The sequence below is a fragment of the Chryseobacterium sp. VAUSW3 genome (assembly GCF_002205795.1).
GTDB lineage: Bacteria > Bacteroidota > Bacteroidia > Flavobacteriales > Weeksellaceae > Kaistella > Kaistella yananensis.
In genome coordinates this window covers 1-14,848 of sequence record NZ_NIUY01000004.1, presented here as the reverse complement: position 1 = coordinate 14,848, position 14,848 = coordinate 1, and the positions used below count along the sequence as shown (strand labels likewise).

Sequence of the window (14,848 nt, the reverse complement as noted above, 5' to 3'; positions counted from 1 at the left end):
AATAAAAACGAATCTGTTAAGGAATGTTAATTTGTGCGCTAGTAAATGATTCCGGCAAAAGGATCGCTTTCACTTTTTTGCCTGTTCCATCGGTACTGATGGGTCCAGTATGCGGCTTTTACCGATAAGATTCCCAAACCTGCACCGAACAGCACATCGGAAATGTAATGTTTGTTGTTTGCCATGCGCATCACACCGATTCCGCTGGCGAATGCATAAGAAACGTAAGGAACCCACTGATGATTTTCACCATACTCAATGGCAAGCATGGTAGCGCCCGCAAATGCGTTTGCGGTATGACCCGACGGAAAGGAAAATGCAGTGCCGTCCGGGCGCGTTCTTTTCAGGGTGGTTTTTAGGACATAAACCAAACCGAGGTTTACGAACTGGGATTTCATTAAAATCGCCGTACGGTTTTTCCAGTCGGTTAGGGGTTTCATGCCTGCCCATTCAAATCCGTATACTGCAAAAAAAGGCGCAAACTGGGCATAATCATCAAGATGATTGGTAAATCCGAAAAGATGCTCGTTACGTTCTTCTACCACCTCATTTTTCAGGGATTCCCTGCCGTTTCCATCGAAAATAATTCCGGAGGTCATCAGCGCAACCGGAACAATGGTTTTTTTCAAATTAAAACTCAAAGGACGGTTTTCTATCCCTAAGCTGTCTTTTTGCTGAGCATAATTCAGGATAAAAACGTTAAAGAAAAGAACAAACGAAAGCCAGCGGTTCATATGTAAAGTTTACTCAAAAATACTGAAAAGAAAACCTTACTGCGTTAAATAATATTAAATTTTCTTACAAATATGTTTTATTGGATAATTTTATAGTGTAAATAACCGCCTCATAAGATCAGTGATCTTTCTTATCTTACATCAATGTAGGAGATTGGTGCTGAAGGTATCTTTGCAGTATCAAAATTAAATAACAACCAAAAAATAAAATATTATGTCAACAAAATGGAATTTAGACCCGTCGCACAGTGAAATTACTTTCAAAGTAAGACACATGATGATTTCTAACGTAAAAGGTGAATTTAAAAACTTTAACGTAGATCTGGAAAGTGAAGACGAAAACTTCAAAAATGTAAAAGCAAGCGCAAGTATTGATACTTCATCCATCAGTACTAACAATACCGACCGAGACAATCACCTGAAATCAGCAGAATTTTTCAATGCGGAGGCTCATCCCCAAATTACCTTTGAAACCGATTCTTTAAATGATGAGGTTACCGGAAATCTTACGATTAACGGTGTTACAAAACCGGTGAAACTGGATGTTGATTTTGGTGGAATTAACGTAGATCCGTGGGGGCAGACCAAAGCTGGTTTCTCTTTCGAAGGAAAAATTAATAGAAGCGACTTTGGTCTTAACTGGAACGCAGCGCTGGAAGCAGGAGGTGTAATGGTTTCTGACGAAGTGAAAATTGCAGGTGAACTGCAGTTCGTAAAAGCATAAAAGTAATTCATAGTTTATTTTTTTTAGGGTTCACCAAAGTTTTATGCTTCGGTGAACTCTTTTCATTTTTAAATAATTATCAGGATGAACCTTAACGATTTAGAAAATATTTCTCAGCAGTTTAATAGCACTGAAAAAATGCCGGTTCTGTTTCTCGGGCATGGCTCGCCCATGAATGCGATTGAAGAAAACAAGTTTGTGCAGGGTTTCCGGAATATTTCACGCGAAATCCCAAAACCAAATGCCATTCTGTGTATTTCAGCGCACTGGTTTACCAACGGGACTTTTGTTACCGCAATGCAAAACCCGCAAACCATTCACGATTTCTATGGTTTCCCGAAAGAACTTTTCGAGGTGCAGTATCCTGCTCCGGGAAATCCTGAACTGGCTAAGGAAACCGCAGAACTCCTGCTTCCCGAAATCGTGGAAGAAGACCACAGCTGGGGCCTCGACCATGGTGCGTGGAGCGTTATTAAACATTTATACCCCAACGCAGAAATCCCTGTAATCCAGTTGAGTATTGATTACACCAAACCACCACAATATCATTTTGATTTGGCAAAAAAACTACAGAAATTAAGAGAAAAAGGAATTCTGATCATCGGAAGCGGAAATATCGTGCATAACTTAAGAATGATCGACTGGAAAAACATTAATACCGTTGGCGCAGGCTGGGATTGGGCTGTTGAGGCAAGAGAAAAAACCAACAACTGGCTTCTTGACGGTAATTTTCAGAATCTTATTGATTATCAAAAACAAGGAATTGCACTGCAAACCGCGGTACCAAGTCCGGATCATTACCTGCCGCTTATTTATTCTTTAGGTTTGAAAGAAAAATCCGAAAACCTCTCGCTGTTCAACGACGAACTTATCGGCGGAAGCCTGAGCATGACCAGCGTGCGGATTGGTTAAGAGGAATGTCAAAGGAATGTCAAACTAAGGTGTAAGTATACTTAATGACTATAAAAAAAGATTCAGAAATATTCCTGAATCTTTTTTTTGAATACTGAATTTTAATAAAACCGCCAGTAATTTGCATCGTAAGTCTTGGTGAAAGTACGCATACATTTCGAGGTATAAACTTTAAGGCTTACTGATCTGATGCCCTTCTCTTTCGAATAAGCAAACTGCGCAGCGCTCTCGGCAGATATTTTCTTTTCGCCATTGTCATATTCCGCTGTCCATTCATACTTCAAATGAGTTTCTGCTTTTGAGGGAACAAAAGAGACAGTTCCGTCGCTTATTTTCACTTCCTTAAAACCTTCCGTTCCAATATCGCACGCAGGGGAATTATAAATTTCAGCTGAAGGCTTGGGAACCACATCGATCACTTTGCTGCACTGCACCTTTCCGCGTGAACTAAGCATATCCATAGACAGAATAAACTGTCCTGCCCCATGAGCGTTTACTTTAATAATGCTCTGTTTTACATCACCCTGAAGGGTAACATTCCGTGCAAAAGTGCTCCAGTGATGGCAGTCAGTACATTGTCCCGCATTATTTTTTAGCGTATAAGTTTCCGTTTCCCCCACAGTTATTGAAGAATTACCTTCAATATAACACTGCGCAAAACCATAAGTGAAACTCAAAAAATTGAGTAAGAGTAGAATTTTTTTCATGTTGTTTGAGATATTTTATTTTTTAAACCTGAATAACGCCTAAATTGAATTTCTCCGTAATCGGCGCATGGTTGGCAGCTTCAATCCCCATGGAGATCCAGGTGCGCGTGTCGACCGGATTAATAATAGCGTCGGTCCAAAGTCTTGCAGCGGCGTACGTAGGTTCGGTCTGTTTCTGATATCTTTTCGAAATTGTATCGAGGATTTCCTTATGTTCTTCTTCGCTGATCTCCTTTCCCTGTTTCTTTAAAGTAGATTCCTGAATTTGGTCCAAAACTTTTGCAGCCTGGCTTCCACCCATCACCGCAAGTTCGCTCCATGGCCATGCAACAATCAGTCTTGGATCGTAGGCTTTTCCGCACATCGCATAATTTCCTGCTCCGTAGGAATTGCCGGTAATTACAGTGAATTTCGGTACCACAGAGTTGGCTACGGCATTCACCATTTTCGCTCCGTCTTTAATGATTCCGCCGTGTTCTGATTTGGATCCTACCATAAATCCGGTAACATCCTGAAGGAAAATTAACGGAATTTTTCTTTGGTTGCAGTTGGCAATAAATCTTGTCGCTTTGTCAGCAGAGTCTGAATAAATCACGCCACCAAACTGCATTTCACCTTTTCCGCTTTTCACCAGTTTTCTTTGATTGGCGACAATCCCAACGCTCCAGCCATCGATTCTTGCTGTGGCGCAGATAATGGTTTTGCCATAATCCGGTTTGTATTCCTCATATTCGGAATTATCGACAAGGCATTTAATAATATTGTAAGTATCGTACTGATCGGCTCTGGACGCCGGCATATGTCCGAAAATATTGCTGATATCTTCTTTCGGGGGGAAACTTTCAATGCGGTCGAAGCCTGCTTTCTCATAGCTGCCTATGGTTTTCATGATATTCTTAATGCGGTCCAGTGCGTCTTGATCGTCTTTGGCTTTATAATCGGTAACTCCGGAGATCTCGCAGTGCGTGGTTGCACCTCCCAAAGTTTCATTGTCGATGTTTTCACCGATGGCGGCTTTTACAAGATAACTTCCTGCCAAAAATATAGAGCCTGTTTTATCTACAATCATGGCTTCATCGCTCATAATCGGGAGATAGGCACCGCCGGCAACACAGCTTCCCATGACAGCCGAAATCTGTACGATCCCCATGGAACTCATTTTCGCATTATTACGGAAAATTCTTCCGAAATGTTCTTTATCTGGAAAAATTTCGTCCTGCATCGGCAGATAAACACCTGCGGAATCTACAAGATAAATTATGGGTAATTTATTTTCCATTGAAATTTCCTGGGCCCGAAGATTCTTTTTCGCAGTGATCGGAAACCAGGCACCCGCTTTTACCGAAGCATCGTTTGCCACGATAATACACTGTTTTCCTGATACATACCCCATCACGACAACAACACCTGCGCTTGGGCAGCCGCCCTCTTCTTCGTACATACCATAACCGGCAAATCCACCGATTTCTATGGATTCTGAATTTTTATCAAGAAGATATTCAATTCTTTCACGGGCAGTTAATTTTCCTTCGTCGCGCTGCTTTTGCAAACGTTTTTCGCCCCCGCCTTTTTTTATCTCTGCAAATAACCTGTTGATTTCTGCAAGTTTTAATTTATTTTGATCTTCTCTTTTATTAAATTCGATATCCATCCGTGAAAAAAATTTTTCTAAAGATAAGATTTTTAATTGTAATTCCTTTATTGATAATGCTTTGCAGTAAATATTTGAATCACAGAAAATTAATTATCATATTTTAACATTTAATAACCTTTGTTTGGAAAATATTTTCGCAGATTTCCCGTTACAGATTTACAAAACCTAAATAGTTTCATGAATTTTTTGAATTCAGTTCCTAATTTATTTTTTTAATAGTTTATTATTTGAAGGCCCCAAAAGTTCAACAGACTTTTGGGGTTTTTGCTCCTTAATTTATTGCTATCAAATTCAATATTTTAACTAAAATTTTAAAAGAGATTTGTAGATTTGCATGAATTGAAAAAATAATGGCAGTGTTAAAAAATTCCGCGCTTTTCAGGTTGCATCTTATCGTTTTTTTATGGGGTTTCACTGCAATTTTGGGAAAGCTCATTCATGTAAATGCACAGATCCTGGTTTTTTACCGAATGCTTTTTGCTGCGTTTTTTCTTTTTGTCTTCATCCGTTTCTTCAAGCGTGACAGTTTAAAAATCTCCCGGACACTTTTGATACAGCTTTCAATTATTGGTGGATTCATGGCTTTTCACTGGCTTTTTTTCTTTCATTCGATAAAAGTTTCTAATGTTTCAATTGCGCTGAGCTGCCTTTCGCTATCTACTCTTTTTGCGGCGGTTTTAGAACCCATTATTTTCAAACGGAAAATCGATATTTCCGAAGTCATCATGGGAATTGTGATCGTAATCTGTATGGGAATGATTTTCAAAACCGAATTCCATTACAAAGAAGGGATTTTCTTTGGTATCCTCACTGCCCTCTTTGGAACAATCTTTTCAGTTTTCAATGGTAAAATCTATGGAAAAACGAGTTCAGGAAATATCATCTTCTACGAAATTTTTGCAGGATTCCTTATTTTAAGTTTCTTTTATCTCGTTACGGGACAAATTACACAGCTTAATGAAATAAGTTACCGCGATTTATCGTTAATCATACTATTGGCAAGTGTTTTCACCGCTTTCCCGATGTTGGAATCGATAAAACTGATGAAATACATCTCTCCGTTCACTTTAATACTCACTGTTAATTTAGAACCTGTTTATGGGATTATTCTTGCTTTTTTTATCTTTGGTGATTCAGAGCAGATGAGTCCGGTATTTTATATCGCATCATTTATTATGATTTTAGCCATTATTGCCAATGGAGTAATTAAAGCCAGAAAAACAGCAAACACACAAAAAGTTGAAATTTGATGAAAAAAATATTCTTTGGACTCTTTATTTTTTCAGGAATTTTTTCTGATGCGCAGATCATCAGGAAATACTCCAACGAATTTCTTAATATTGGTGCCGGAGCCCGCGGACTTGCGATGGGCGGTGCGGTAATTTCGAACCAGAACGATGTGTATTCGCCTATGTGGAACCCGGCAGGTTTAATTGATATTGACCGTGACTGGCAGGGTGCTGCTATGCACGCCGAATATTTCGAGTCGATTGCAAAATACGATTATATTGCTTTTGCGAAGCCTTTGGATAATAACGGTGGTGTTTTCGCCATTTCAGTTGTTCGCCTTGGAGTTGATAATATTCTGAACACCACTCAAATGATCGATTCAGAAGGAAATATTGATTACGATAAGATCAGCAGTTTCTCACAGTCTGATTACGCGGCACTCCTTTCCTATGCATTCCGACCTGGCAGTCACCGGCTTTCAGTTGGTGTAAATGCAAAAATGGTTTACCGAAATGTGGGGAAATTTGCAAGCGGTTATGGGTTCGGTTTCGATCTGGGCGTACTTTATAACGCTGACAATGGCATAAATTACGGCGCCATGCTGCGGGATGCTACTACTACAGTTAATTTTTGGACGGTGAACCAGGATGAACTTTCGGCAGTGGTTAATGGCGAGGAATTCAATCCTGCACCGAAAGATAAAATGGAAATCACGATGCCGAAACTGAATTTGGGAATCAGCAAGAATTTTGAGATCAACCGTGATCTGGAACTGCAGCCCGAAGCAGGTTTAAATATCGATTTTACTAAAACAGCAGCGGTAATTTCCACAGATTTTGCGAGCATCACACCTTATGCGGGCGCGGAACTGAAATTTCAGGATATGATTTTTGTACGCGTGGGCGTCAACAGATTTCAGACTGTAACTGATATTGAAAATCTGAAGCGAAAAGTTTCTTTTCAGCCAAGCGCAGGAATCGGGATTAAATATCAGGGACTCACCCTTGATTACGCCATTACCAATTCCGGGATTGGCGGCTCTAATTTTTACTCCAACTTTTTCTCCTTAAAACTCGATATGGGAGATTTCCGAAACTAATTCCACTTTCCTATGAAAAAAATCTACATCCTCGTCCTTTCTGTATTTTATACACTCGGTTTTTCTCAACAGCTCGATGCTGAATTGTACGAAATCAATTACCAAAGTGGCTTAGATGCCCGGAATTTATTTAAATATAACGATCAAATTCTTTTCGCCGGTGCCAAAAACGATATGTCGCCAGGGTATTGGAATATGAATTACGAACTTTGGTCTTACAATTTCACCACAAAAAAAACAACGCTTCTGAAAGAGCTTGTGCCTTATGCGAGCTCACCTTTCGGGCGCGATCCCCAATTTCTTTTATTTAAAGGAAAAACCTACTTCCTCGCAGAAATAAACTCCAAATATGAACTTTGGGAAACTAATGGAACTACGGACGGTACCCGGAAGGTTTTCGGATTTCCCGATAATTATGTCATGCAAATGACTTCAAATACGGAAAAAATCATCATTACCGGAAATAAAACAGTTTATATTTCTGATGGTTCAACGGCAGGAACTCAACTACTTATGCCGACGGCAGGTGAACTAGAGAAAAAACCGTTTCCTTACCAGTCTTATTTTGTGTTTGCCGCAAAAGATGCATCGTATAAAAATGAACTTTGGATGACCGACGGCGGTACTTCGGGCACCTTTAAAATAAAATCTTTAGATACCAATGACCAGCTGACCGTACATGTAGATCTGGACTGTTATATTTTAAATGGTCAACTGTTTTTCTACGGCCAGGACTCAAGTGGAACTAGAAATGGTTTGTGGGCCCTGGATAATGCCACAAAAAAAGCAAAGTTTATTTTTAAGACCAATGGAGTGAATTCCGGCAAGGTTCTGAACAATAAGCTTATTTTCTTTGGTAACACCTCAACTGACGGTAATAATCTTTTTGCCACCGATGGAACTGCCGAAAACACGAAGGCTTTAAACGCTACCATGCATTTTGCAAGCTCGGTTAATGAAGGGACAGGTTTGCAGATTTTGGGAGATTCGGTTTACTTTTTCGCGAATATAAACGAACGGAACAGGCTGTGGAAAACAGACGGTACCATGGCGGGAACGGTTTCGACAAATATCATAATCCCGGATTATTCTCGCCCGAATTTTCTGAAATATTTTCCGGAAAATAAACTTCTGCTCCTTGAAAATGCCTCCCATAACTTATTTTATCTGCTTGATGAAAATCTAAATGTAACCGCCCTCAACGAAACACGACTGCACGATGCGGTTGAAAAGGACAACAAACTGATCTTTAATCTGTACACCAAAAAATTTGGTCTGGAGTTATCTCAGTTCGATCCGGCTACTGCAGAAATTTTACTTTTTAAAGACAGTCAGCATGAAATAGGAAGTTTCCCGTCGAACCTGCAGACCACGGCACAAAACTCTCTCATTTTCACCGCTAATGATGGTGAGTTTGGAAACCAGTTTTACAGCATTACCACTAAAGGTGACATCCCAAAAGTCATTAAGCAAAGTCCGAGCTGGAACAGCGTGCCAACGGGCGATCTTTTTAAAGTAGGCACATATTATTACGTAAAACCTTCGGAATATACGAGCGCTTTGGCAAAAACAAACGGTGAGGAAACGCAGACGCAGTTTTTATCGCTTCCTCAAACTTTTGATAGTTCTGCTTCTTTTGGAAATCTCAATGATGAAGCGCTCATCGTGACGACCTACAGCTCCAATCCGGAAAGAAACATTCGCGTCTGGAAAAACAATGTAGAGAGTAATACCGTAGAACTCATCAAAGAAATCCCGACTGGTTCCACAGTTCAAAACGCCAAAAGTATTTCGTACAAAGGCAATGTATATTTCACGGTGTATACGGCAGATTACCAAACACAGATCTGGAAAACCGACGGCACCGCGACCGGAACAAAAATCGCTTTCGACATTCCGGATAATGATTACTACAGCAATGTTCCACGACTTTTACAAGTCTTTGACAATCATCTATTAGTGGCTAAAAACACGAAACTCTGGGCCTTTAATGGAGATACCGAGCAGATAAAAGAAATTCCTTTCCCCACAAATGACTGGGGATACGGCGACTGGAATGTTGCCGACAATACGTTAATCGATGATGGGAAATTATATATTTTGTCTCAGCTCGGTTATGGAAGTGTTTTCAGATTTAATGATCTGCAGTCGGAGCCCACCAATCTGCTCAGTGCTAACTTTTTTGGGACCCAGACTTCCTTTAAAAAATGTGGAAATCAGATTTATGTCGGAAACGGAACATATGACGATAAGCTGCGCGTGCTTTGGAGCATTAATACCGCGACCTCTTCGGCTAAAGAAATCATCAACTATAATGCTAACGCTTCGATTTCGAATTTAACATGTGCGAAAAATTATCTATATTTTCTCCGGGAAAACAACACACAGCTTTGGCGGACAAACGGAACCGCTGAAAGCATAATTTCTCTGCCGATCAACGTTTTAAATGACGAACAGATCGCTTTTGATGATCAAATTTTAAAATTACATTCTTATGATGACTATATTTATTTTGTGGCAAAAACCAAAAGTTCAGGCACAGAACTTTATATTGTGAAAACCGAATTACCAGTTTATCTCAGTACAGGAAATGCAGCGACGGGAGGCGAAAAGATCAAATTAATCTTATACCCAAATCCAGCAACATCATTTATTAATATCAAAGAAAACCAAACCCCGCAAATCGAGACATACAAAATATTTGACACAACGGGAAAACAAATCCTGAGTGGAAAATACGCCGGTCAGCATCAATCCATCGATATTTCGCGATTGCTCACAGGAAATTACATTATCGAAATCACAACTAAGAACGGAAGCCGATTTTCTCAAAAATTTATTAAAAAATAAACATTCGTCAGTTTAAGTCAAACATAAATTATCATGAAAAAAATCCTGCACTTATCATTTTTCATTCTATTTGCTGCGGCTTACAGTCAGAATATTTCCAATTACGAATATGTTTCTATAGCGGCCAAAACGGGGAATTTCGAATCCGGCAAATACGGTTTGAATGGGATTTTAAACTCAAAACTGAAGGCCGGAAAATACGAGATCGTCAGTGAAAGCAGTGAATCCTGGCCTGATGCTGCTAAAAAGAATCCATGTGGTGTGCTGAAAGCAGAAATTGAGGATACCAGCACTTTCCTTAAAAACAAAGTTCAGGTAAACTTTAAAGATTGCAGCGGAAAAACTTTGGCTTCATTTGAGGGAAAATCGAACATTAAAGAATACGAGCCCGGATTTAAAGATGCTTTAAATATGGCATTAAAAAATTTACCCGCTTCAAATCCTGTAAAATTGGCTGTTATTACCGAAAATCCAAAACATACCGTAGCAGCCGAAGCCGACCCTGTGAAATCAACAGCAACCCAAACCCAAAACAACACGATAAAAACTGAAAATAAAGCAGAAATCTTCAGCAACGGAAAAATGATGCTGAACCGGATTTTTATTTCCGACAGTCAGTTTATTTTAGCCAACCCTAATAATTCGACTCCATACGCCATTTTTAAAGAATCTACTAAAAAAGAGGTGTACAGAGTTCAGCTTCAGGACGGAACCCAAACTTTAGGATACCTCGAACACGGAAATATCGTGATTGAATTGCCCAATGCTGACGGAAGTTACAGGAAAGAAATTTTTGAAGAGACTGTTATTATGGCGTATTAAAATACTCCCAAACCAATCTGCCACGGCTTTTACCCAAAATTTCCTCCAAAGTTTCCCTGGAAGATTCTTTTACTCTTTTTACTGATTTCAGTTTTGAAAGCAGAAGTTCGATGGCTTTTTCCCCAATTCCCGGAATTTCTTCAAGCTCAGATTTGATGGTTGAATTTTTCCGTCTTGTGCGATGATGTTTTACCCCAAAACGGTGAGATTCGTCCCGGACACGCTGTAAAATCTTAAGCGTTTCCGATTTTTTGTCCAGGTAAAGAGGAATGGAATCTTCCGGAAAATAAATTTCTTCCAGCCGTTTCGCAATGCCGATGATGGTAATTTTTCCATACAGGCCAAGAAGTTTCAGGCTTTTCACGGCAGACGAAAGCTGGCCTTTTCCTCCATCGATCAAAATCAACTGAGGTAACGGTTCATTTTCATCCAAAAGTCGTTTATACCGGCGGTAGATCACTTCTTCCATGGTTTTAAAATCATCAGGACCCACTACGGTTTTAGGGTGAAAAATCCGATAATCTGCTTTACTCGGTTTTCCGTTTTTAAATACAACGCACGCCGAAACCGGATTGCTTCCCTGGATATTCGAGTTATCAAAACCTTCAATATGTCGTGGTTCAGTAGGCATCCGCAGCAGTTTCTGCATTTCTGCCATGATTCGGTTGGTATGTCTTTCGGGATCTACAATCTGTACCTGTTTTAATTTTTCGATGCGGTATTCTTTGGCATTTTTTTCTGAAAGTTCCACAATTCTCTTTTTGTCGCCCACTTTTGGAACAATGAGTTTTACATTCGGAATCTGCAGCGTAAGATGGAACGGGATCAAAATTTCCTTGGAATCTGAGTTGAATTTCTGCCGGATTTCGATCATGGCTTCTTCAAGAATATCTTCATCGCTTTCTTCGAGAATTTTTTTAATCTCCGTCGTAAAACTCTGGATGATATTTCCGTTCTGAATTTTAAAGTAATTCACATAAGCCGCAGTTTCATCACTCGTCATCCCGAAAACATCGACATCATCAATATTGGGGTTAACTACGGTATGTTTATGCTGATAATTTTCGAGAAGATCAATTTTTTCCTTGATGATATGGGCATTTTCGAATTCAAGATTCTCAGCATACTTTGTCATTTGCTTTACCAGATACTCTTTCGCCTGACGGAAATCTCCCTTGATAATTCCCCGTATTGCATCAATTTTCTGATCGTAATTTTCTTTTGTTTCGAGCATTTCACAAGGACCTTCGCAGTTCTTGATGTGATATTCCAGGCAAACCTTATATTTTCCTTCTGCAATTTTTGCCGGGGCTAGATTCAGATTACAGGTGCGGATTTTGTAAATATGTTTAATGGTATCGAGTAAAACTTTTGCAGGACGAACTTTCGCATAAGGTCCGAAATATTCTGAACCGTCTTTAATCATGGTTCGGGTTAAAAAAATACGCGGAAAATTTTCGTTCTTGATGCAGATCCAGGGATAAGACTTATCATCTTTCAGCATCACGTTGTAAAACGGCTGGTGTTCTTTGATAAGATTGTTTTCTAGGAGCAGCGCATCATATTCACTCGGAACGATGGTGGTTTCTAGCCGGTGAATCTTACCAACCATGATTCTGGTTCTGTATCCTGAAAGATTTTTATTGAAGTAAGAAAGCACCCGTTTCTTCAGGTGTTTTGCTTTTCCGACATAGAGCAACTGTCCGTGTTTATCGTAGTAACGGTAAACTCCGGGTTCGGAAGGTAAAGTTTTCAGCTGAAGTTCAAGGTCAGGATTCATGTAACAAAAATAGGGAATTGATTTTTATTCGGGCGGTTTTTTCGCTCTTCCATTTCCCCTTTTCTGTAGGTCTTTTCTTTATAAAAAAGCGCTCTGTTCAGTCCTCGACGCATATTTCCACAATCCCGTAAAAAACTGTATTTTTAAAGAAAAATTTACCGATGATTTACGGCGTTGACCACTTTACCATTTCCGATGTAATGGAAATCTTAGCAAATCCCAATAATGCAAAACTTAATAAGGAATCAAAAGACAAAATTTTAAGATCTCAGAAAAACGTTCACCAAATTGTTGAATCAGACCGTACGGTTTATGGAATAAATACTGGTTTCGGACCACTTTGCGATGTGAAAATTTCAGAAGAAGAAACGGCGCAACTTCAGTACAATCTCATTATTTCTCACGCAGTGGGTGTTGGTAAACCAATTGCCAAAGAGTTGTCCAAAATGATGATGATTGCCAAAATCCACGCACTGTCGAAAGGATTTTCGGGAGTTTCGCTGGAAGTTATTGAAAGAATGATTCTGATGCTGGAAAAAGACATCATCCCTGCCGTTCCGGAACAGGGATCTGTAGGTGCATCCGGAGATTTGGCCCCTCTGGCACATTTGGTTCTGCCGCTTTTAGGTCTTGGAAAAGTATGGGAAAATGATTCCATAGTAGAAACAGCCAAAGTACTGAACAAACATGGATTAGAACCACTGATTTTAGGCCCGAAAGAAGGTTTGGGACTAATTAACGGTACTCAGTTTATTCTAGCTCATGCCATTTTAGGTCTTCACAAGTTTGAATATCTTTTAAATCTTGCCGACTTAACTGCTGCCCTCTCTTTGGAGGCATACCGCGGCTCTTCCAGTCCATTCAAAAAAGAACTTCACGATATCCGTCCATTTGATGGCAGTAGAAAAGTAGCTGGCAGAATGTTGACGTTTCTGGAAGGATCCGAAAACCTAAAGGAACACGAGTTTTGTGACCGCGTGCAGGATCCGTATTCAATGCGCTGTGTTCCACAGGTTCACGGGGCGAGCAGAAATGCCTATGAGCATCTTAAAAACTTAGCCGAAACAGAACTTAATTCGGTAACCGATAACCCGATTGTTTTAAGTGAAGAAGAATCCATTTCTGGCGGAAATTTCCACGGACAGCTGTTGGCATTACCTTTAGACTATGCTACTTTAGCAGCTGCAGAACTTGGCAATATATCGGACAGAAGAAGTTATCTTTTATTGGAAGGGAAATATGGTCTGCCAAAATTACTGGTTGAAAGTTCAGGATTAAATTCCGGATTTATGATACCTCAATATACATCGGCTGCCTTGGTAACCGAAAACAAAACACTGTGTTTTCCTGCTTCCGCAGATTCAATCCCAACAAGTTTAGGACAGGAAGATCATGTTTCGATGGGAAGTATTTCCGGAAGAAAATTCAATCAGGTTTTGGGGAATTTAGAAAATATTTTAGCGGTAGAACTTATGTTTGGCGCTCAAGGATTAGAGTTCCGAAGACCAGCAAAATGCTCGAATTATGTTGAAAATGCTTATAATCTCATTCGTACAAAAGTTGAAAAATTAGAAGATGACAGATTAATTGGTAAAGATATGTGGGCCATAGTGCAATTAATTCGTGAGAGAAAATTTGACGTAAATTAATAAAATATGAGAAAAAATATAATAGTAGCCGTTTTCTGCTGTTTAGTTTTATGGTAAATGCTCATCTAGTAAAAACACGAAGGTATCCGAACTGTTAGATTCGATGGGCAGCACATAACCGATGAAAACATCATATGAATATATGATAGAACAATATAAAAAGAACTAGGCCGATTTTCCAACTAAATATTGGGATAAAGCATCAAAATATGTCAATTATAATGAACTTATAGAAAAATTGATGCCCGTCTATACCAAACATTTTACTGAGCAGGAAATAGAAAGTCTCATAACATTTTATCGTAGTACAACAGGTGAGAAAATGGTTGATAAAAACCCCATTAATTCTACAAGAAAGCATGGAAATCGGTAAAATGTGGGCAGTTGAACTAACTCAAAAACTTGAAAAAGAAATCTCGTTTGCTACCAAAAAGGTATATCCATCGCCTCCTCCTCCGATGCCTTCTAAATAGTTAACTTACTATTAAAGATCAGATTATAATAAAAAGCTTCCACGAATTTATTGTTGGAAGTTTTTTTGTAATAAAAATTACACGATACTTTTTTTTGATTTAAAATTTCCTTTAAGTAAGTTTAACTGCATTTTCCTTTAGTAAGTTGTATAAACACAAAAAATCCTCAATCAAATACATGCATGAGGATTAAAAAAACAGGCGGCGACCTACT

Annotated in this window: 12 protein-coding genes; 8 read left to right on the top strand and 4 right to left on the bottom strand. The window is 39.3% G+C overall.

All coding sequences use genetic code 11. From position 1 onward, the window contains the following. Window positions 1-38: 38 nt before the first annotated feature. Entirely contained in the window at window positions 39-734 is a 696-nt protein-coding gene (locus tag CDW55_RS11305) for a phosphatase PAP2 family protein (protein WP_088469885.1), read from the bottom strand. Between the two features lie 214 nt (window positions 735-948). Here CDW55_RS11305 and CDW55_RS11300 point away from each other — a divergent pair, with 214 nt between their 5' ends. After that, window positions 949-1,458: a YceI family protein gene (locus CDW55_RS11300; protein WP_088469884.1), complete on the top strand. Its 510-nt coding sequence runs from the start codon at window positions 949-951 to the stop codon at window positions 1,456-1,458. 84 nt (window positions 1,459-1,542) lie between these two features. Next, the gene (gene ygiD / locus CDW55_RS11295) at window positions 1,543-2,370 is read left to right on the top strand and encodes a 4,5-DOPA dioxygenase extradiol (protein WP_088469883.1); all 828 of its coding nucleotides are present in this window, start codon (window positions 1,543-1,545) and stop codon (window positions 2,368-2,370) included. Window positions 2,371-2,471: 101 nt separating this feature from the next. Here the strand turns inward: ygiD and CDW55_RS11290 are convergent, their stop codons facing one another. Both CDW55_RS11290 and CDW55_RS11285 read right to left on the bottom strand, forming a co-directional pair. Next, the gene (locus tag CDW55_RS11290) at window positions 2,472-3,077 is read right to left on the bottom strand and encodes a hypothetical protein (protein WP_088469882.1); all 606 of its coding nucleotides are present in this window, start codon (window positions 3,075-3,077) and stop codon (window positions 2,472-2,474) included. Window positions 3,078-3,099: 22 nt separating this feature from the next. Further along, window positions 3,100-4,728, bottom strand: a complete 1,629-nt coding sequence (locus tag CDW55_RS11285; RefSeq protein WP_088469881.1) for an acyl-CoA carboxylase subunit beta — start codon at window positions 4,726-4,728, stop codon at window positions 3,100-3,102. A gap of 353 nt (window positions 4,729-5,081) precedes the next feature. Between CDW55_RS11285 and CDW55_RS11280 the strand changes: the two genes are divergently transcribed. From CDW55_RS11280 to CDW55_RS11265, 4 genes are read left to right on the top strand one after another with little or no spacing between them, the layout of a single operon-like run. Further along, complete coding sequence (locus CDW55_RS11280) at window positions 5,082-5,981, top strand: DMT family transporter (RefSeq protein ID WP_088469880.1); 900 nt, start codon at window positions 5,082-5,084, stop codon at window positions 5,979-5,981. Continuing rightward, complete coding sequence (locus CDW55_RS11275; protein WP_088469879.1) at window positions 5,981-7,060, top strand: PorV/PorQ family protein; 1,080 nt, start codon at window positions 5,981-5,983, stop codon at window positions 7,058-7,060. Before CDW55_RS11280 ends, CDW55_RS11275 begins: the two co-directional genes overlap by 1 nt. Before the next feature lie 12 nt (window positions 7,061-7,072). Next, a complete protein-coding gene (locus CDW55_RS11270) occupies window positions 7,073-9,910 on the top strand; it encodes a T9SS type A sorting domain-containing protein (RefSeq protein WP_088469878.1) in 2,838 nt (945 codons plus the stop codon). Window positions 9,911-9,943: 33 nt separating this feature from the next. After that, window positions 9,944-10,732 carry a hypothetical protein gene (locus tag CDW55_RS11265; RefSeq protein ID WP_088469877.1) on the top strand — a complete coding sequence of 263 codons (789 nt, stop codon included), beginning with the start codon at window positions 9,944-9,946 and terminating at the stop codon, window positions 10,730-10,732. Here CDW55_RS11265 and uvrC read toward each other — a convergent pair. Next, complete coding sequence (gene uvrC / locus CDW55_RS11260; protein ID WP_088469876.1) at window positions 10,719-12,512, bottom strand: excinuclease ABC subunit UvrC; 1,794 nt, start codon at window positions 12,510-12,512, stop codon at window positions 10,719-10,721. The two genes, CDW55_RS11265 and uvrC, sit on opposite strands and share 14 nt — an antisense overlap. 161 nt (window positions 12,513-12,673) lie before the next feature. On the opposite strand from uvrC, the gene hutH reads away from it, so the two are divergent. Together hutH and CDW55_RS12660 are read left to right on the top strand one after the other, a co-directional pair. Continuing rightward, window positions 12,674-14,161, top strand: a complete 1,488-nt coding sequence (gene hutH, locus CDW55_RS11255; RefSeq protein WP_088469875.1) for a histidine ammonia-lyase — start codon at window positions 12,674-12,676, stop codon at window positions 14,159-14,161. A gap of 229 nt (window positions 14,162-14,390) precedes the next feature. Further along, a complete protein-coding gene (locus CDW55_RS12660; protein WP_410492782.1) occupies window positions 14,391-14,534 on the top strand; it encodes a DUF2059 domain-containing protein in 144 nt (47 codons plus the stop codon). Window positions 14,535-14,848 lie beyond the last annotated feature (314 nt).